Annotated in this window: 15 protein-coding genes; 9 read left to right on the top strand and 6 right to left on the bottom strand. The window is 71.9% G+C overall.

What is annotated here, in order from left to right:
• Positions 1-146: 146 nt before the first annotated feature.
• From trpC to lgt, 6 genes are all read left to right on the top strand, one after another.
• Positions 147-956, top strand: a complete 810-nt coding sequence (trpC, locus tag ABEA82_RS32800; RefSeq protein ID WP_345665358.1) for an indole-3-glycerol phosphate synthase TrpC — start codon at positions 147-149, stop codon at positions 954-956.
• 21 nt (positions 957-977) lie between these two features.
• Positions 978-1,145, top strand: coding sequence for a tryptophan biosynthesis modulator TrpM (trpM, locus tag ABEA82_RS32805; RefSeq protein ID WP_345665359.1), 168 nt, complete (start codon positions 978-980; stop codon positions 1,143-1,145).
• Between the two features lie 107 nt (positions 1,146-1,252).
• Entirely contained in the window at positions 1,253-2,539 is a 1,287-nt protein-coding gene (trpB, locus tag ABEA82_RS32810) for a tryptophan synthase subunit beta (RefSeq protein WP_345665360.1), read from the top strand.
• Complete coding sequence (trpA, locus tag ABEA82_RS32815) at positions 2,536-3,354, top strand: tryptophan synthase subunit alpha (protein ID WP_345665361.1); 819 nt, start codon at positions 2,536-2,538, stop codon at positions 3,352-3,354. The genes trpB and trpA overlap by 4 nt, the downstream gene beginning before the upstream one ends.
• 86 nt (positions 3,355-3,440) lie before the next feature.
• Positions 3,441-4,217, top strand: coding sequence for a DsbA family protein (locus ABEA82_RS32820; protein WP_345665362.1), 777 nt, complete (start codon positions 3,441-3,443; stop codon positions 4,215-4,217).
• 84 nt (positions 4,218-4,301) lie between these two features.
• A complete protein-coding gene (lgt, locus tag ABEA82_RS32825) occupies positions 4,302-5,285 on the top strand; it encodes a prolipoprotein diacylglyceryl transferase (protein ID WP_345665363.1) in 984 nt (327 codons plus the stop codon).
• 57 nt (positions 5,286-5,342) lie between these two features.
• Here lgt and ABEA82_RS32830 read toward each other — a convergent pair whose 3' ends face one another.
• The 6 genes from ABEA82_RS32830 to ABEA82_RS32855 are packed head-to-tail and all read right to left on the bottom strand — an operon-like array spanning position 5,343 to position 12,236.
• On the bottom strand, positions 5,343-6,158 hold the full coding sequence (locus tag ABEA82_RS32830) for an HpcH/HpaI aldolase/citrate lyase family protein (RefSeq protein WP_345665364.1): 816 nt from the start codon (positions 6,156-6,158) through the stop codon (positions 5,343-5,345).
• Positions 6,155-7,366 carry a CaiB/BaiF CoA transferase family protein gene (locus ABEA82_RS32835; protein ID WP_345665365.1) on the bottom strand — a complete coding sequence of 404 codons (1,212 nt, stop codon included), beginning with the start codon at positions 7,364-7,366 and terminating at the stop codon, positions 6,155-6,157. The genes ABEA82_RS32830 and ABEA82_RS32835 overlap by 4 nt, the downstream gene beginning before the upstream one ends.
• Positions 7,363-8,742 carry an ADP-ribosylglycohydrolase family protein gene (locus ABEA82_RS32840; protein ID WP_345665366.1) on the bottom strand — a complete coding sequence of 460 codons (1,380 nt, stop codon included), beginning with the start codon at positions 8,740-8,742 and terminating at the stop codon, positions 7,363-7,365. Before ABEA82_RS32840 ends, ABEA82_RS32835 begins: the two co-directional genes overlap by 4 nt.
• Positions 8,730-9,899: an ADP-ribosylglycohydrolase family protein gene (locus tag ABEA82_RS32845; protein ID WP_345665367.1), complete on the bottom strand. Its 1,170-nt coding sequence runs from the start codon at positions 9,897-9,899 to the stop codon at positions 8,730-8,732. Before ABEA82_RS32845 ends, ABEA82_RS32840 begins: the two co-directional genes overlap by 13 nt.
• 7 nt (positions 9,900-9,906) lie before the next feature.
• Positions 9,907-11,115, bottom strand: a complete 1,209-nt coding sequence (locus ABEA82_RS32850) for an ADP-ribosylglycohydrolase family protein (RefSeq protein WP_345665368.1) — start codon at positions 11,113-11,115, stop codon at positions 9,907-9,909.
• Positions 11,116-11,168: 53 nt separating this feature from the next.
• The gene (locus ABEA82_RS32855; RefSeq protein ID WP_345665369.1) at positions 11,169-12,236 is read right to left on the bottom strand and encodes an ADP-ribosylglycohydrolase family protein; all 1,068 of its coding nucleotides are present in this window, start codon (positions 12,234-12,236) and stop codon (positions 11,169-11,171) included.
• 239 nt (positions 12,237-12,475) lie between these two features.
• On the opposite strand from ABEA82_RS32855, the gene ABEA82_RS32860 reads away from it, so the two are divergent.
• From ABEA82_RS32860 to ABEA82_RS32870, 3 genes are all read left to right on the top strand, one after another.
• Positions 12,476-13,207 carry a VIT1/CCC1 transporter family protein gene (locus ABEA82_RS32860; protein WP_345665370.1) on the top strand — a complete coding sequence of 244 codons (732 nt, stop codon included), beginning with the start codon at positions 12,476-12,478 and terminating at the stop codon, positions 13,205-13,207.
• A 385-nt stretch (positions 13,208-13,592) separates the two neighbouring features.
• Positions 13,593-18,200 (top strand): glutamate synthase large subunit, encoded by a 4,608-nt coding sequence (gene gltB, locus ABEA82_RS32865; protein ID WP_345665371.1) that lies wholly within the window; start codon positions 13,593-13,595, stop codon positions 18,198-18,200.
• Entirely contained in the window at positions 18,193-19,656 is a 1,464-nt protein-coding gene (locus ABEA82_RS32870) for a glutamate synthase subunit beta (protein WP_345665372.1), read from the top strand. The genes gltB and ABEA82_RS32870 overlap by 8 nt, the downstream gene beginning before the upstream one ends.
• Positions 19,657-19,662 lie beyond the last annotated feature (6 nt).

The raw sequence follows: 19,662 nt of genomic DNA on the forward strand, positions 1-19,662 counted from the left end.
AGCCGTGCGAAGCTGGTCCGAGGGTGGGGGAGGGACCGGCGTCAACCGGATGCGAGGCCTACGCCCCGCTGCGGATACCATCGCAGTGACCATCGGTTTTCGACTGGTCGCTGGAACTCGCAACCGCCTGGAAGGGGGCCGCTCGCGTGAGTGTGCTCGACGAGATCATCGACGGAGTCCGTGCCGACCTCGCGGAGCGGCAGGCGCGCGTCAGCCTCGACGAGCTCAAGGAGCGCGCGGCGAAGGCTCCCGCGGCCAAGGACGGCGAGGCCGCCCTGCGCGGCGACGGCGTCAAGGTCATCTGCGAGGTCAAGCGCTCCAGCCCGTCCAAGGGCGCGCTGGCCGCGATCGCCGACCCGGCCGGGCTCGCCGCCGACTACGAGGCGGGCGGCGCGGCCGTCATCTCCGTGCTCACGGAACAGCGCCGCTTCGGCGGCTCGCTGGCCGACCTGGAGGCCGTCCGCGCCCGCGTGGACATCCCGGTCCTGCGCAAGGACTTCATCGTCACGTCGTACCAGCTGTGGGAGGCCCGGGCCTACGGCGCCGACGTCATCCTGCTGATCGTCGCGGCCCTGGAGCAGCCCGCCCTGGAGTCCCTCATCGAGCGCGCCGAGTCCATCGGGCTCACCCCGCTCGTCGAGGTGCACGACGAGGACGAGGTCGAGCGAGCCGTCGACGCCGGCGCCCGCGTGATCGGCGTCAACGCGCGCAACCTCAAGACCCTCGAGGTCGACCGCGGCACCTTCGAGCGGGTGGCACCGGAGATCCCCGACCACATCATCAAGATCGCCGAGTCGGGCGTCCGCGGCCCGCACGACCTCATCGCCTACGCCAACGCCGGCGCCGACGCGGTCCTGGTCGGCGAGTCCCTCGTCACCGGCAAGGACCCCAGGACGGCGGTCTCCGACCTGGTGGCGGCGGGCGAGCACCCCGCACTCCGGCACGGCCGCGGCTGATCACCCGCTAGGCTGGGCCCGATGACTCTCACCATGACGACCGTGGACCGGTACGCCCGCCTCGCGCGCGGCTGCCGCCCCCGCGGCTGCCGCGCACCCGCCCGCCGGGTCCACGGCCGCCGGGTGAGGTACGTCATCGGTGACGAACCCGGGCAGGTCAACGGCATGCGATGGCAGCGGGGTTCTTAGGGGCGCGGGGAACTGCGCGACAAGCCACACACGGCCCGCAGCCGACAGACGATCCCCGCCCCCACGGCGATTAGTGCATTCCACACACTCACCGTGAAGGTTTCCGCATGCCCAGCCAGTTCTTCATCCCCGACCCCGAGGGTCGAACCCCCAACCCCGAAGGCTACTTCGGGGCCTTCGGCGGCAAGTTCATCCCCGAGGCCCTCGTCGCCGCCGTCGACGAGGTGGCCGTCGAGTACGACAAGGCCAAGCACGACCCCGAGTTCGCCAAGGAACTCGACGACCTCTTGGTCAACTACACCGGCCGCCCCAGCTCCCTCACCGAAGTGCCCCGGTTCGCCGAGCACGCCGGCGGCGCCCGGGTCTTCCTGAAGAGGGAAGACCTGAACCACACCGGCTCCCACAAGATCAACAACGTCCTCGGCCAGGCCCTGCTCACCAAGCGCATGGGCAAGACCCGCGTCATCGCCGAGACCGGCGCCGGCCAGCACGGCGTCGCCACGGCCACGGCCTGCGCGCTGTTCGGCCTCGACTGCACGATCTACATGGGCGAGATCGACACCCAGCGCCAGGCCCTCAACGTCGCCCGCATGCGGATGCTCGGCGCCGAGGTCATCGCCGTGAAGTCGGGCTCGCGCACCCTCAAGGACGCCATCAACGAGGCGTTCCGCGACTGGGTGGCGAACGTCGACCACACCCACTACCTCTTCGGCACGGTCGCCGGCCCGCACCCCTTCCCCGCCATGGTCCGCGACTTCCACCGCGTCATCGGCGTCGAGACCCGCCGCCAGCTCCTGGAGCGCGCCGGACGTCTCCCCGACGCGGCCATCGCCTGCGTCGGCGGCGGCTCCAACGCCATCGGCCTGTTCCACGCCTTCATCCCGGACACGGACGTACGCCTCATCGGCTGCGAGCCCGCCGGGCACGGCGTCGACACCGGCGAGCACGCGGCGACCCTGACCGCCGGCGAGCCCGGCATCCTGCACGGCTCGCGCTCGTACGTCCTCCAGGACGACGAGGGCCAGATCACCGAGCCCTACTCGATCTCGGCCGGCCTGGACTACCCGGGCATCGGCCCCGAGCACTCCTACCTCAAGGACACCGGCCGCGGCGAGTACCGCGCGGTCACCGACGACGCGGCCATGCAGGCCCTGCGCCTGCTGTCCCGCACCGAGGGCATCATCCCGGCCATCGAGAGCGCCCACGCACTGGCCGGTGCCCTGGAGGTCGGCAAGGAGCTGGGCAAGGACGGACTGATCGTGGTCAACCTGTCCGGCCGCGGCGACAAGGACATGGACACCGCGGCGCGTTACTTCGGCCTCTACGACACCGACGCCGAGGTCGCCGCCGACGCGGACGCCGACACCGCCGAGATCGAGGGGGACGCCAAGTGAGCGGGAACATCCAGCTGCTGACCGACACCCTCGCCACGGCCAGGTCCGAGGGCCGGTCCGCTCTCATCGCCTACCTCCCGGCCGGGTTCCCGACCGTGGACGGCGGCATCGAGGCCATCAAGGCCGTCATCGACGGCGGCGCCGACGTCGTCGAGGTGGGCCTGCCGCACAGCGACCCCGTCCTCGACGGGCCCGTCATCCAGACCGCCGACGACATCGCCCTGCGCGGCGGCGTCAAGATCGCCGACGTGATGCGCACCGTCCGCGAGGCGCACGCCGCCACCGGCAAGCCCATCCTCGTCATGACCTACTGGAACCCCATCGACCGCTACGGCGTCGAGCGGTTCACCGCCGAGCTCGCCGAGGCGGGCGGCGCCGGGTGCATCCTGCCCGACCTGCCCGTGCAGGAGTCGGCGCTGTGGCGGGAGCACGCGGAGAAGCACGGTCTCGCCACCGTCTTCGTCGTCGCGCCCAGCAGCAAGGACGAGCGGCTCGCCCGGATCACCGCGGCCGGCAGCGGCTTCGTCTACGCCGCCTCCCTCATGGGCGTCACCGGCACCCGCGCGACCGTCAGCTCGCAGGCCGAGGACCTGGTGGGACGCACCCGCGCCACCGGCACCGGCCTGCCCGTCTGCGTCGGGCTCGGCGTCTCCAACGCCACCCAGGCCGCCGAGGTCGCCGGCTTCGCCGACGGCGTGATCGTCGGCTCGGCCTTCGTCAAGGCCATCCTGGACGCCCCGGACGACGCGGCCGGACTGGAGGCCGTGCGGGCGCTCGCGGGCGACCTCGCGAAGGGCGTGCGCGGACAGGCGTAAGAAAGCCGGAAGTCATACAGGTCCCTCTTACGGGTGGACCTGGGGCCGGGGAGGCGCGGTGCGCCTCCCCGGTTCGTTTCCGGGGTGTGAGCGAGAAGAACCGTGAGGGAAAGCGCACCGCCCGAGAGCGGCTGGCGGTCGAGCGCGAGAAGCAGAAGTCCGCGGAGAAGCGCCGGCGCGCGCTGATCGTGGGCGGGGCCGTCGTCGCCGTCCTGGGACTCGCGGCGGTGATCGGCGTCGTCGCGGCCAACGCCGGGAAGGACGACGAGAGCGAGGCCTCGGGCCCGGTCGTGGCGCCCTCCGGAGCCCAGGGCAAGGACGGCCTCGCCATCCCGGTCGGCAAGGACAGCGCCAAGTCCACGCTCACGGTGTGGGAGGACTTCCGCTGCCCGGCCTGCAAGTCCTTCGAGACGGCGTACCGGCCGGTGATCCACGAGCTGACCGACGCCGGTCAGCTCAAGACCGAGTACCACCTGGTCACCCTCATCGACGGCAACATGGGCGGCAGCGGCTCCCGCAACGCGGCCAACGCCGCGGCCTGCGCCCAGGACGCCGGGAAGTTCGCCGCCTACCACGACGTGCTCTTCGAGAACCAGCCCCAGGAGGTCGACGACGCCTACGCCGGCAACGCCAAGCTGATCGAGCTGGCCGGCAAGGTCGACGGCCTGGACACCCCCGCCTTCCGCTCGTGCGTCGAGAGCGGCACGCACAACACCTGGGTCGCCAAGTCCCACCAGGCGTTCAACAAGGGCGGTTTCTCGGGCACGCCGACGGTGCTGTTCGACGGCGAGAACATCTACCAGGACCGGACGATGACCCCGGCGAAGTTCAAGAAGATGGTGGAGAAGCAGAACAAGGGGTGAAGGCTTTTCTCACGCCCCCGTTATGGACCCGTAGCCGGGCTGCCTGCCGCCGCCCCGGCCCGGCACGGTAGCGTCGACCTTGCCATGGAACTTGCCTTCATTCCCAGCCCGTCGCGCGGGGTGCTGTACCTCGGCCCCATTCCGCTGCGCGGCTACGCGTTCTGCATCATCATCGGCGTCTTCGTTGCCGTCTGGCTCGGCAACAAGCGCTGGGTCGCCCGGGGCGGGCGGGCCGGCACGGTGGCCGACATCGCGGTCTGGGCCGTGCCCTTCGGCCTGGTCGGCGGCCGGCTCTACCACGTGATCACGGACTACGAGCTGTACTTCAGCGAGGGCCGTGACTGGGTGGACGCCTTCAAGATCTGGGAGGGCGGCCTCGGCATCTGGGGCGCGATCGCGCTCGGCGCGCTCGGGGCGTGGATCGGCTGCCGGCGCCGGGGCATCCCGCTGCCCGCGTACGCGGACGCCGTCGCGCCGGGCATCGCCCTCGCCCAGGCGATCGGCCGCTGGGGCAACTGGTTCAACCAGGAGCTGTACGGCAAGCCCACCGACCTGCCCTGGGCCCTGGAGATCACCTCGTCCGCGGACGGACGGGTGCCGGGCACCTACCACCCGACGTTCCTCTACGAGTCGCTGTGGTGCATCGGCGTCGCGCTCCTGGTCATCTGGGCGGACCGCCGCTTCCGGCTGGGACACGGCCGGGCGTTCGCGCTGTACGTCGCCGCGTACTGCGCGGGGCGCGGGTGGATCGAGTACATGCGCGTCGACGACGCCCACCACATCCTGGGCCTCCGGCTCAACGTGTGGACCGCGATCTTCGTGTTCCTGCTCGCGGTGGCCTACCTCGTGGTGTCGGCGAAGACCCGGCCGGGCCGGGAGGCCGTGGTGGAGCCCGGCGCCGGCGGTGAGGCCACCGCGGACGGCAAGACCGACGGCGAGACCGACGGCGAGAGCAAGGCGGACGGCGAGAGCACGGCCGGCAGCGAGGACAAGGACGACAGCGAGGACAAGGTCGGCGACGCCGACGACGAGTCCAAGAACGAGGCCGGGTCGGCGAAGAAGACCTGACGACCGGCAGGACGACACGAGGGGCGCCCGGAACCGTTCGGGCGCCCCTCGGTGCGTCTACCGGCGGCGCGCCAGTGACAGGGTGCGCTGGGCCGCCGTCACCACCGCCGTGTCGATGAAGCGCCCGTCCGGGAGGGCCTGGGCGCCCTGTTGCGTCGCCGCCGCCTTGACGATCGTCTCCGCCTCTTCGATCTCCTGCTCGGTGGGCAGGAAGGCCCGCTCGATCACGGGGAGCTGCCGGGGGTGGATCGCTCCCCTTCCCAGGAAGCCCAGGGCGCGGCCGTGGGCGCAGGAGGCGGCCAGCCCGTCCAGGTCGCGGACGTCCGGGTGCACCGACTGGGCCGGTGGGGGCAGGCCCGCGGCCCGGGCGGCCACCACCACCCGGGAGCGTGACCAGTCGAGCCCCGCGTCGTCGCGTACGCCCAGGTCGGCGCGCAGGTCCGCCTCGCCGAGCGCGATGCCCCGCAGCGACGGGTGGGCCGTGGCGACGGCGTACGCCTGTTCCACGGCGAGGGCCGTCTCCAGCAGGGCGTACAGGCCGGCGGTGGTCCGCTGCGCGAGGTGCGTGATCACGGCCGGGTAGGTCACCTTGGGCACCCGCAGCCCCGACAGGCCCGGGGCCGGGCTGAGCGCGGCGATGTCCTGCTCGCCCCAGGGGCTGCCGAGGGCGTTGACGCGGACATGGACCGGGACCGGCTGCGGCTCGCCGAGCAGCTCGGCGGTGGCCGTGCGGGCATACGCCTTCCGGTCCGGGGCGACCGCGTCCTCCAGGTCGACGACGACGACGTCGGCACCGGCGGTGAGTGCCCTGGCCACCACGTGCGGGCGGTCGCCCGGGGCGTAGAGCCAGGTGAGCGGGGGTGCCGCCGTCACAGGGCGCCCTCCGTGCGCAGGGCCTTGAGGTCGGTCTCGGTGAGGCCGAGTTCGGTGAGAACCTCGTCGGTGTCCGCGCCGTGCGGGCGCCCGGCCCAGCGGATCGCGCCGGGCGTGGCGGAGAGCCGGAAGAGGACGTTCTGCATGCGCAGGGGGCCCAGTTCCGGGTCGTCGACGGTGGTGATGGTGTTCAGGGCCCGGTACTGCGGGTCCGCCATCACGTCCCGGACGTCCTGGACCGGGGCCACCGCGGCCTCGGCCTTCTCGAAGGCCGAGATGACGTCGGTGCGGGTGCGCGCGGCGATCCAGGAGCCGACCGCCTCGTCCAGGACGTCGGCGTGACGGGCGCGGTCGGCGCCGGTGGCGAACCACGGCTCGTCGATCAGCTCCGGACGGCCCACCAGGCGCAGCACGCGTTCCGCGACCGACTGCGCCGACGTCGAGACGGCGACCCAGGTGCCCTCCGCGGTGCGGTACACGCCGCGCGGGGCGTTGTTGGGGGAGCGGTTGCCGGTGCGGGGCTGGACGTGGCCGAGCTGGTCGTACCAGAGGGGCTGGGGGCCGAGGGCGGCCAGGATCGGTTCGATCAGCGCCGTGTCGACGACCTGGCCCTCGCCGGTGCGGTCACGGGCGGCGAGCGCCGTCATGACGGCGTAGGCCGTCGTCAGACCCGCGATGGAGTCGGCCAGGCCGAACGGCGGCAGCGTCGGGGGTGCGTCCGGTTCGCCGGTGATCGCCGCGAAGCCGCTCATCGCCTCGGCGAGGGTGCCGAAGCCGGGCCGATGAGCGTAGGGGCCGAACTGGCCGAAGCCGGTGACGCGGGCCAGCACCAGACGCGGGTTGGCGGCCGACAGCTCCGGCCAGCCCAGGTCCCACTTCTCCAGGGTGCCGGGGCGGAAGTTCTCGATGACCACGTCGGCGGTGGCGGCGAGCCGCAGCAGGGTGGTGCGGCCGCCGGGCTTCGACAGGTCGAGCGTGATGGTGCGCTTGTTGCGGCCGAGCATCTTCCACCACAGGCCCACGCCGTCCTTCGACGGACCATGGCCGCGGGACGGGTCCGGTTTCGACGGATGCTCGACCTTGACGACCTCCGCGCCGAAGTCGCCGAGCAGGGTGGCGGCGAGCGGGCCGGCGAAGAGGGTGGCGAGGTCGAGGACGCGGAGGCCGATGAGGGGCGCGGGCATGGGCGCGGAGGCGGGCGCGGTCATGGGCGGTGGATCTCCCGGTGGGTGAGGTGGGCGAGGGTGTCGAAGCCGATGCCGTTGAAGTCGCCGATGGAGGTGGAGAGCCGGTTCTTCAGGGGGGCCGTCCAGCGGTCGGGGAGTGCGGAGGAGGTGCCGGCGAGGAGGGCTGCGATGCCCCCGGTGGTCGCGCCGACCGAGTCGGTGTCCCAACCGCCGCTCACAGCACGGCAGATGGAGCCGGAGAAGTCGCCGCCTCCGTGGGTGAGGGCGGCGGCGATCAGGGCGGTGTTGGGGACGGCGTGCACCCAGTGGTACGTGGCGGCGTGGGTGGCGTGGAGTTCGTCGACGACCGTGTCGAAGTCCTCGTGCTCGCCCGCCAGTCGGATGGCGTGGCGGACGGCTCGGGCGAGGCGGGAGCGCGGGGGCACGACGGTGAGGCCGGTGCGGAGGCAGGTGTGGATGTCGTGTTCGCGGGTCGCGGCCGTCGCAATGGTGGCCGCCGTGAACATCGCCGCGTAGACGCCGTTGGCGGTGTGGGTGAGGGTGGCGTCGCGGTGGGCCTGTTCCGCGGCGGCGGCCGGGTCGCCGGGGTTGGTCCAGCCGTGGACGTCGGCGCGGATCAGGGCGCCGATCCATTCGCGGAACGGGTTGCGGTGGCGGGCGGTGTGCGGGGGTTCCAGGCCGGTGAGGAGGTTGCGGTAGGCGATGCGTTCGGCGGTGAAGGTGCGGCCCGCGGGGAGTTCGTCGAGCCAGGTGCGGGCCACGTCCGTGGTGGTGAAGGTGCTGCCGTGGCGTTGGAGGACGAGGAGGTTGAGGAGGGGGTAGTTGAGGTCGTCGTCCTCGGGCATGCCGTCGATGTTCTCGGCGAGGGAGTTGTTCGCCGAGCGGCGGTTCCAGGGGTGCTTCCGGAGGAGGTCTTCGGGGACGCCTCTGGCTGTGAAGTACGTGGTGAGGGGCCAGTTGCCGGTCGATTTGGCCAGTTGGCGGATGCCGTCGAGGGGGAGTTTCTCGACTGGTTTGCCCAGGAGGCAGCCGGTGGCTCGGCCCAGCCAGGCGGCTTCGAGGTGCTGGGGGGTTGTGGCTGGGATGGGGGTCGGGGTGCTCGCCGGCGCAGGCGGCGGCCAGTTTGGGCAGAGCGACTTGATTCTCCCCAGGTCTGTTGGTTCGTCGTCCGAGAATGCGCTGGGGAGGTCGGCGAGTTCGTCCAGGAGGTCGTTTGCCAGTTGGCGGAGGTAGCGGGAGGTCGGGGTGGGGGACGCGCCTGCGGTGAGGGGGGCTTCCGAGCCGCCTGCCGCTCGCCAGCGGGACGCGATCGCCTTCGGCTCACGGCCGTCCTGGGCTGCCTGGCGGAGTTCGTGGCCGATCAGGTCCTCCGGCTGGACCCACGTCAGTCGGAGCATTCCTCGCCTCCGAGGGACGCGAAGGCTCGTTCGTGGGCACGGCGGCGGGTCATGTCCCGGGTGAAGATCTCGCGGGTCACCTCGGTGAGCGTGGCCGCCGGTTCCCAGAGGTCCAGGCGGCTGGCCTCCGCGACCGCCTTGGCCCAGTCCTCGGGGGGCGGTGAGCCCAGGGCCCCGGCCAGCGCTCCGGCCATCGTGGCGATGGAGTCGCAGTCCCTGCCGTAGTTCACGGCGCCGAGGACCGCGTGGCGGTAGTCGCCCCGCGCCACCAGCAACATGCCCAGGGCGATGGGGAGTTCCTCGATCGAGTGGAGGCGGGAGGGCCTGCGGGCGCCGAGGGAGGGGGAGCGGTAGTCGGGGCCGACCGTGTCGTACGGAGCCACCGCCGCACGCAGGGGTTCGAGCGCCGACTCGAAGTCCGTGTGGCGGGAGGCCTCCTCGCAGACCCGCTCGATGGCTGTTCTCGTACCGTCCTTCGCCAGGGACAGGCACGTCGAGATGATCGAGTCCGGCGTCGCCCCGGGCGGGCACGCCGCCGCCACCGCCGCGGCCAGGACACCCGCCGCCTCACGGCCGTACGACGACTGGTGCGCCCCGGCGACGTCCAGGGCCTCCGCGTACGCCGCCGGCGGGTTGGCCGCGTTGACCAGACCGACCGGGGCCATGTACATCGCCGCACCGCAGTTGACGATGTTGCCGGTGCCGGCCTCGCGCGGGTCGGCATGGCCGTAGTGGATCCTTGTCACGAGCCACTTCTCCGCCAGGAAGATCCGGTGGAGGGGGAGGGCCTCGGTCTCCAGTTCCGGGATCCAGCGTGGTTCCGTCATCAGGTCGGGGACGAGGTGGTCGGCGACCGCGTAGGCGTCCAGGTGGTCGCGGACCCGGGCGTAGACCCGCACCAGGGCGTGGGTCATCAAGGTGTCGTCGGTGACGTGGCCGTCGCCCTTGTGGTACGGGGCGAGGGGGCGGGCGGTGCGCCAGGCCTCGCCGTGCCAGGGGCCGACGATGCCGTGGACGCGGCCGCCGTGCCGTTCGAGGATCTGCTCGGGGGAGTAGCCCTCGACGGGACCGCCGAGGGCGTCGCCGACAGCCGCTCCGACCAGGGCTCCGGTGATGCGTTCGTCCAGGAGGGCGGTTTGGTGGGGTTTGGGCTTCATGGGCGCATCATCCACCCGGGTGGGCCGGTTGTGCGGCTTCCAGGAGTCCGGCGAGTTCCACGAGGTCCGTGCCGGTGAGGCGGGGCAGGACGCAGCCGGAGAGGGTGCGGCAGGTCTCCCGCCAGGAGGCGGGGATCGAGGCGCCGCCGCCCAGCGCGCCGGTGAGGGCGCCGGCGAGGGCCGGGGCGGAGTCCGCGACCCGGGACAGGCAGGCCGCCGCCGGGACCGCCTCCGCGATACGGCCGCGGGCGGCGGTGGCCAGGGCGAGGGCGACCGGGACCGTTTCCGCGGCGGCGACGCCGTAGCTGTAGACGTGGTCGACGATCTGGTGTTCCAGGGGCGGGACCAGGGCGAAGGCGCTGTCCGCGGTGGCGGCGAGGCGGAGGGCGTGGCGGGCGTTGCGGCCGATCTCCGTCTCCTCCGGGAGTTCGGAGAGGGCCGCCGTGACACAGGCGTCGACGTTCGCGCCGGCCAGGGCGAGGGCGAGGGCCGCGGCCATCGCGCGGGCGCCGTGCACGCCGTCGCCGTCCTGGGTGTAGCGGGCGTCGAACTCGGCGAGGTCGGCGGCGCGCCGGGGGTCTCCCGGGTGGGCCACGGCCAGGACGCAGGCGCGAACGCAGGCCGCGTCGTCGAAGTAGTGCGGGTTGTCGTGGCCGGTGGCGGGCGGGCGCAGGCCGGTGGCGAGGTTGCCGAGGCCGGCGCGGACGGAGATGCGGGCGCGCAGGGGGAGGACGGCGGACTCGATCTCGGGCGCGCGTTGTGCCGCCGCGGCCACCTCGCTCGCGACGGCGTTCCAGGTGAGGTCGATCGCGGCGCGGGTGCGGCGGTCCCGGCTGAGGTCGCCCAGGACGGTGTCGTCACCGGCGCGGAGCAGGGCTTCGGCGGCGAAGGCCGCCCATTCGGCGTCGTCGGAGGGGCCGAGGCGGAGGGGTTCCGGGGGCTGGTTCAGGGCGATGGGGACGGGCAGGGTCGTCGTGGCGTTCTGCTCGGCGAAGGTGTCCAGTTCGCGGGTGAGGCGGCGGGTCCAGTCGGGCATGCGGGCGGCTCTGTGGCGGGCGGCGGGCCAGCCGGCGGCGTCGCCTGCGGCGAGTCCGAGCAGGAGGCCTTCGGCCCTTTTGTCTCCCACCCGCGCACCGTCCGGAACTGTGGCCCGGGCGGTCCTGGTCTCCTGTGGGGCGGATTCGCCGTCGGCGGCTGCGGGTTCGTGCGTTGTCACGACTCGGCCTCCGTCCCTGGGATCGCCGTCGGCGACTGTCGGGGCATGGGCCGTCATGTGTGGGGATCCGTTTCGCTGTCCGGTGCGAGGACGAAGTCGGTCGAGGCGGGCTCCTGTCCGTTCGCCGCCGTCGATGTCAGCAGGTCCGCCACGTCCAGCACGTGGTAGCCGGTCATCGCCGGCAGGCACCGGCCCCGGACCGGGCCGATGGGGGCCGCCCAGGCCTCCGGAATCGCCGACGCCCCTCGTGTCGCGCCCGCCAGGGCCCCCGCCACCGCCGCCGTCGTGTCGGCGTCGCGGCCCATGTTCACGGCCGTGAGGACGGACTGCTCGAAGTCGCCGTCGGCCGCCGCGTACGCGCCGAAGGCGAGGGCGACCGCCTCGGGGGCCAGGTCGGTCCAGGGGTAGCCGCCGATGACGACCGCGGAGCGGACCGCGCGTTCGCCGCGGTGGGCCACCGCCACGGCGCGGCGCAGACAGCGGGCCGTCCAGGAGTCGTCGGGAACGACCGCGAGCGCGGCGGCCACCACCGCGATCGGCTGCGCTCCCGCCATCGCCGCCGCCACCCCCGCGGCCACCGCCTGGCCCCCGTAGATGCCCTCGCCGTCGTGGCTCACCGAGCCGTCGACCGCCGCCAGCCGGGCCGCCTCCGCCGGGCGGCCCGGCGCGAACACCCCGAAGGGGGCCGCGCGCATGGCCAGACCGTCGCTCCAGGCATGCCGGTGCTGGGCGGAGATGGGGGCGGCCAGGCCCCGGCGGAGATTCTCCAGCGTGCCGCGTTCGCTGAAGCCGGCACCGCGGAACGGACCCTCGTCGCGGTCGGCGATCCACTCGTGCCAGGCCGCTTCCACGTGCGCCGGGGTGAGCGCCGAGCCGTGCCGGGCCAGCAGCAGGCCGGAGAAGATCGCGTACTCGGTGTCGTCCGTACCGGACGGGTTATCCGTCACGTAGCCGGTGATACGGCCCCACCGGGCGCGGATCTCGGAGGGTTTCATGTTCTCCGCCGGGGCCCCGAGGGCGTCACCGACGGCGAGGCCCAGCAGCGCGCCGCGGGCCCGTTCCCGGCGCCCGGTGGCGTCCCCGGGCGCCGGGACGGAAGGGATGCAGGCGATCGATGCCATACGGGATGTGTCCCACTCCGGCGACCGCGCCCAGCCCTCCGGGCCGCAGCATCACCCGGTCGACATCTGTGCGTGGCTGCCATCAAGTGAGCGCTGAGCGGTAAAACCGCAGGTTAGCCCAGCCTTTCCTTGCTGGCGGGGTCGGAATTCAGAGCGTACTTTGGGTGTTGTAAAAGTCTGGAACTCGTCCAAACAGGCTTTCCGGACAGGCTTTTCAGAGAAGGAACCGGGGATCTTCCATGGCCATCATCGAAACCGAGGCGGCGCTGCACGAGGCGCACCGGGACAACCACACCCACCGGGACGTGAACGGCGGCTGGCTGCGTCCCGCGGTGTTCGGTGCGATGGACGGCCTCGTCTCCAACCTGGCTCTGATGACCGGCGTCGCGGGCGGTGCGGTCAGTCAGCAGGCCGTCGTCCTCAGCGGACTCGCGGGCCTCGCCGCAGGCGCCTTCTCCATGGCCGCCGGCGAGTACACCTCCGTCGCCTCGCAGCGCGAGCTCGTCGAGGCCGAGCTGGACGTGGAGCGGCGCGAGCTGCGCAAGCACCCGCAGGACGAGGAGGCCGAGCTCGCCGCGCTCTACCGGTCGAGAGGGGTCGAGCCCGAGCTGGCCGACGAGGTCGCCCGGCAGCTGTCGAAGGATCCCGAGCAGGCGCTGGAGATCCATGCCCGGGAGGAGCTGGGTATCGACCCCGGCGATCTGCCCTCGCCCACCGTGGCCGCGGTGTCGAGCTTCGGCTCCTTCGCGCTCGGCGCCCTGGTTCCCGTACTGCCGTACCTGCTGGGGGCGAGCAGCCTGCTGCCGGCCGTGCTGCTGGCGCTGCTCGGGCTCTTCCTGTGCGGCGCGGTGGTGGCCAGGGTGACGGCACGCACCTGGTGGTACAGCGGGCTCCGGCAGCTGTTCCTGGGTGGCGCGGCGGCCGGTGTGACGTACGCCCTGGGCACCCTGTTCGGAACGGCCGTAGGATAGCTCGGCTTGCACTTATGCGTGGGGCCGCATAAGTAACCGTTACCCGCTGGTTTCGACTGCGCAACCACCGGGCATGAGCCGTAAGCGCTGCGGGCAACGAGGCTCGCCGCGTACCCCCCCCAGCGGGGTGGGCGAAGACGCCCGCCCTGCCCTCGGGCCCGTCGGGCTTCGATCTCACCCGGTCGTTCCGTACTGGCCCTCCATAGCTTCCACCGTCGGTGCGGAACCCCCGCCGCGAACCTCCGGTGTCCGCATGCTGGAACGGATTATCCCGGTTCCCGAGAACCGCTCCATCATGTAACCTGCACGAAATTTTGCGATCACGCGAGGGCCAACGTCGTCCCTCGGCACCTTGCATATGCCACTGACGACGACGGGAGAGCCGATGCGTACGCCGCGCCAGCCGTCCCAGCATTCCGCGAATGGCCAGAACTGGTCCTTCATGGATGCTCGCCCTGCTGCGCAGGGTATGTACGACCCCCGCAACGAGCACGACGCCTGCGGCGTCGGCTTCGTCGCCACCCTCACCGGCGAGGCGTCCCACACCCTGGTCGAGCAGGCTCTGACCGTCCTGCGCAACCTCGAACACCGCGGCGCCACCGGCTCCGAGCCCGACTCCGGCGACGGCGCCGGCATCCTGTCGCAGGTCCCGGACGCCTTCTTCCGCGACGTGGCCGGATTTGAACTTCCCGAGGCCGGTGGCTACGCCGTCGGTATCGCCTTCCTGCCGGAGGACTCCACCGCCGAGGCCGTCTCGCGGATCGAGACGATCGCGGCCGACGAGGGCCTGACCGTGCTCGGCTGGCGCGAGGTGCCGGTCGCACCCCAGCTGCTGGGCGCCACCGCCCGGTCGACCATGCCGGTCTTCCGCCAGATCTTCGTCAGCGACGGCGCGGCCGTGCCCGCGACGGGCATCGACCTCGACCGCAAGGCGTTCGTGCTGCGCAAGCGCGCCGAGCGCGAGGCCGGCGTCTACTTCCCGTCGCTGTCCGCCCGGACGATCGTCTACAAGGGCATGCTGACCACCGGCCAGCTGGAGCCCTTCTTCCCGGACCTGTCCGACCGCCGCTTCGCCTCCGCGATCGCGCTCGTGCACTCCCGGTTCTCGACGAACACGTTCCCCTCGTGGCCGCTGGCCCACCCGTACCGCTTCGTCGCGCACAACGGTGAGATCAACACCGTCAAGGGCAACCGCAACTGGATGGTGGCCCGCGAGTCGCAGCTCGTGTCCGACCTGTTCGGCGGCGACGACAAGGCCATCGACCGGATCTTCCCGGTCTGTACGCCCGACGCCTCCGACTCCGCCTCCTTCGACGAGGTCCTGGAGCTGCTGCACCTGGGCGGCCGCTCCCTGCCGCACTCCGTGCTGATGATGATCCCGGAGGCGTGGGAGAACCACGACTCCATGGACCCGGCCCGGCGCGCCTTCTACCAGTACCACTCCACGATGATGGAGCCCTGGGACGGCCCGGCCTGCGTCACCTTCACCGACGGCAAGCAGGTCGGCGCCGTCCTCGACCGCAACGGACTGCGCCCCGGCCGCTACTGGGTCACCGACGACGGCCTCGTCGTCCTCGGCTCCGAGGTCGGCGTCCTGGACATCGACCCGGCCAGGGTCGTCCGCAAGGGCCGCCTCCAGCCCGGCCGCATGTTCCTCGTCGACACCGTCGAGCACCGCATCATCGAGGACGACGAGATCAAGGCCGAGCTCGCCGCCGAGAACCCGTACGGGGAGTGGCTGGAGGCCGGCGAGATCGAGCTGGGCGACCTGCCCGAGCGCGAGCACATCGTCCACACCCACGCCTCGGTCACCCGCCGCCAGCAGACCTTCGGCTACACCGAGGAGGAGCTGCGCGTCCTCCTCGCGCCGATGGCCAAGGCCGGCGCCGAGCCGATCGGCTCGATGGGCACCGACTCGCCCATCGCCGCCCTGTCGGACCGCCCGCGGCTGCTCTTCGACTACTTCACCCAGCTGTTCGCGCAGGTCACCAACCCGCCGCTGGACGCCATCCGCGAGGAGCTCGTCACCTCCCTGCGCTCCTCGCTGGGCCCGCAGGGCAACCTCCTCGACCCGAGCGCGGCCTCCTGCCGCAGCGTCGTGCTGCCCTTCCCGGTCATCGACAACGACGAGCTGGCCAAGCTCATCCACATCAACGCCGACGGCGACATGCCCGGCTTCAAGGCCGCGACCCTCTCCGGCCTGTACCGGGTGCACGGCGGCGGTGACTCCCTCGCCGCGCGCATCGATGAGATCTGCGCCGAGGCCGACGCCGCCATCGAGAACGGCGCCCGCCTGATCGTCCTGTCGGACCGCCACTCGGACGCCGAGCACGCGCCGATCCCGTCGCTGCTGCTCACCGCGGCCGTCCACCACCACCTCATCCGCACCAAGCAGCGCACCCAGGTGGGCCTGCTGGTCGAGGCCGGTGACGTCCGCGAGGTCCACCACGTCGCCCTGCTCATCGGCTACGGCGCCGCCGCCGTCAACCCGTACCTGGCGATGGAGACCGTCGAGGACCTGGTCCGCGCCGGCACCTTCCTGCCCGGCATCGAGTCCGAGCAGGCCATCCGCAACCTCATCTACGCCCTCGGCAAGGGCGTGCTGAAGGTCATGTCCAAGATGGGCATCTCGACCGTCGCCTCCTACCGCGGCGCCCAGGTCTTCGAGGCCGTCGGTCTCGACGAGACCTTCGTCGAGAAGTACTTCAACGGCACCGCCACCAAGATCGGCGGCGTCGGCATCGACGTCATCGCCAAGGAGGTCGCCGCCCGGCACGCCAAGGCCTACCCGGCCTCCGGCATCGCCCCCGCGCACCGCGCGCTGGACATAGGCGGCGAGTACCAGTGGCGCCGCGAGGGCGAGCCGCACCTGTTCGACCCCGAGACGGTCTTCCGCCTCCAGCACTCCACGCGCTCCGGCCGCTACGACATCTTCAAGAAGTACACCGAGCGTGTGAACGAGCAGTCCGAGCGCCTGATGACGCTGCGCGGCCTGTTCGGCTTCAAGTCGGACCGGCAGCCGATCTCCATCGACGAGGTCGAGCCGGTCTCGGAGATCGTCAAGCGCTTCTCCACGGGCGCCATGTCGTACGGCTCCATCTCCCAGGAGGCGCACGAGACCCTCGCCATCGCCATGAACCAGCTGGGCGGCAAGTCCAACACCGGTGAGGGCGGCGAGGACCCGGAGCGCCTGTACGACCCGGCCCGCCGGTCGTCCATCAAGCAGGTCGCCTCCGGCCGCTTCGGTGTGACCTCCGAGTACCTGGTCAACTCCGACGACATCCAGATCAAGATGGCCCAGGGCGCCAAGCCCGGCGAGGGCGGCCAGCTGCCCGGCCACAAGGTCTACCCGTGGGTCGCCAAGACCCGTCACTCGACGCCGGGCGTCGGCCTCATCTCGCCGCCCCCGCACCACGACATCTACTCCATCGAGGACCTGGCCCAGCTGATCCACGACCTGAAGAACGCGAACCCGCAGGCGCGGATTCACGTCAAGCTGGTCTCCGAGGTCGGCGTCGGCACGGTCGCGGCCGGTGTGTCCAAGGCGCACGCGGACGTCGTCCTCATCTCCGGCCACGACGGCGGCACGGGCGCCTCGCCGCTCACCTCGCTGAAGCACGCCGGCGGCCCCTGGGAGCTCGGCCTGGCCGAGACCCAGCAGACCCTGCTCCTCAACGGCCTGCGCGACCGCATCGTCGTGCAGACCGACGGCCAGCTGAAGACCGGCCGTGACGTGGTCATCGCCGCGCTGCTCGGTGCCGAGGAGTTCGGTTTCGCGACCGCCCCGCTGGTCGTCTCCGGCTGCGTCATGATGCGCGTCTGCCACCTCGACACCTGCCCGGTCGGCATCGCCACGCAGAACCCGACGCTGCGCGAGCGCTACACCGGCAAGGCCGAGTACGTCGTGAACTTCTTCCAGTACATCGCCGAAGAGGTCCGCGAGATCCTCGCCGAGCTGGGCTTCCGCTCCATCGAGGAGGCCGTCGGCCACGCCGAGACGCTGGACGTCACGCGCGCCGTCGACCACTGGAAGGCGCAGGGCCTGGACCTGGAGCCGCTGTTCCACGTGCCCGAGCTGCCCGAGGGCGCGGTCCGCCACCAGCTGATCGCCCAGGACCACGGTCTGGAGAAGGCGCTCGACAACCAGCTGATCAAGCTCGCCGCGGACGCCCTGGCCGCCTCGGACGCCACCGAGGCCCAGCCGGTCCGCGCCCAGGTGCAGATCCGCAACATCAACCGCACCGTCGGCACCATGCTCGGCCACGAGGTGACCAAGAAGTTCGGTGGCGCGGGCCTGCCCGACGACACCATCGACATCACCTTCACCGGCTCCGCCGGCCAGTCCTTCGGCGCCTTCGTGCCACGCGGTGTCACGCTCCGCCTGGAGGGCGACGCCAACGACTACGTCGGCAAGGGCCTGTCCGGCGGCCGGATCGTGGTCCGCCCGGACCGCGCGGCCGACCACCTCGCCGAGTACAGCGTCATCGCGGGCAACACCCTCGCCTACGGCGCCACCGGCGGCGAGATGTTCCTGCGCGGCAAGACCGGTGAGCGGTTCTGCGTCCGCAACTCCGGCGCGACGGTCGTCTCCGAGGGCGTGGGCGACCACGGCTGCGAGTACATGACCGGTGGTCACGCGGTGGTGCTCGGCGAGACGGGCCGCAACTTCGCGGCCGGCATGTCCGGCGGTATCGCCTACGTCATCGACCTCGACCGGGACAACGTCAACGCCGGCAACCTCGACGCCGTCGAGCCGCTCGACGACACCGACAAGCAGTGGCTGCACGACGTGGTCCGCCGCCACCAGGAGGAGACCGGCTCGACCGTGGCCGAGAAGCTCCTGGCCGAGTGGGACACCGCCGTCGAGCGCTTCAGCAGGATCATCCCCAGCACGTACAAGGCAGTGCTCGCCGCCAAGGACGCCGCCGAGCGAGCCGGTCTCTCCGAGACCGAGACCCACGAGAAGATGATGGAGGCGGCGATCAATGGCTGACCCGAAGGGCTTCCTGAACCACGGGCGCGAGGTCGCCAAGTCCCGCCCCGTCGAGGAGCGCGTCAAGGACTGGAACGAGGTCTACGTCCCCGGCTCCCTGCTGCCGATCATCAGCAAGCAGGCCAGCCGCTGCATGGACTGCGGCATCCCGTTCTGCCACAACGGCTGCCCGCTCGGGAACCTCATCCCCGAGTGGAACGACTACGCCTACCGCGAGGACTGGGCCGCCGCCTCGGAGCGCCTGCACGCCACGAACAACTTCCCGGAGTTCACGGGCCGGCTGTGCCCCGCTCCCTGTGAGTCGGCGTGTGTGCTCGGCATCAACCAGCCGGCCGTCACGATCAAGAACGTCGAGGTCTCGATCATCGACAAGGCGTGGGAGACCGGGGACGTCGCCCCGCAGATCCCGGAGCGCCTGTCGGGCAAGACGGTCGCGGTCGTCGGCTCGGGCCCGGCCGGCCTCGCCGCCGCCCAGCAGCTGACCCGCGCCGGTCACACCGTCGCCGTCTACGAGCGCGCGGACCGCATCGGAGGCCTCCTCCGGTACGGCATCCCCGAGTTCAAGATGGAGAAGCGGCACATCAACCGCCGTATCGAGCAGATGCGCGCGGAGGGCACCCGCTTCCGCACGGGCATCGAGATCGGCCGCGACCTGAAGGCCACGGACCTGAAGAAGCGCTACGACGCGGTCGTCCTGGCCGTCGGCGCCACCACGGCCCGCGACCTGCCGGTGCCCGGCCGTGAACTCAAGGGCATCTACCAGGCCATGGAGTACCTGCCGCTGGCCAATAAGGTCCAGGAGGGCGACTTCGTGGCGCCCCCGATCTCGGCCGAGGGCAAGCACGTCGTGGTCATCGGCGGCGGCGACACCGGCGCGGACTGCGTGGGCACCGCCCACCGCCAGGGCGCGGCCTCCGTCACGCAGCTGGAGATCATGCCCCGCCCGAGCGACGAGCGGCACCCGATCAACCAGCCCTGGCCGACCTTCCCCATGCTCTACAAGGTCACCTCGGCCCACGAGGAGGGCGGCGAGCGCGTCTACGCGGTCTCCACCACCCACTTCGAGGGCGACGAGGACGGCAACGTCCAGTGGCTGCACCTCACCGAGGTGGAGTTCATCGACGGCAAGCTGACCCCGAAGCCGGGCTCCGAGCGCAAGATCCCCGCCCAGCTGGTCACCCTCGCCATGGGCTTCACCGGCACCGACCGCGACAACGGCCTGGTCGACCAGTTCGGCCTGGAGCTCGACGAGCGCGGCAACATCGCCCGCGACGCCGACTTCCAGACCAACGTGCCGGGCGTGTTCGTCGCCGGTGACGCCGGCCGCGGCCAGTCGCTCATCGTGTGGGCGATCGCGGAGGGCCGCTCGGCGGCGCGCGGGGTGGACCGCCACCTCGCCGGCGCGAGCGACCTGCCGGCGCCGATCCGCCCGACGGACCGCGCGCTGATGGTCTGACGACCG

Origin of the sequence: Streptomyces venetus (assembly GCF_039540295.1) — a bacterium.
Classification (GTDB): Bacteria; Actinomycetota; Actinomycetes; order Streptomycetales; family Streptomycetaceae; genus Streptomyces; species Streptomyces venetus.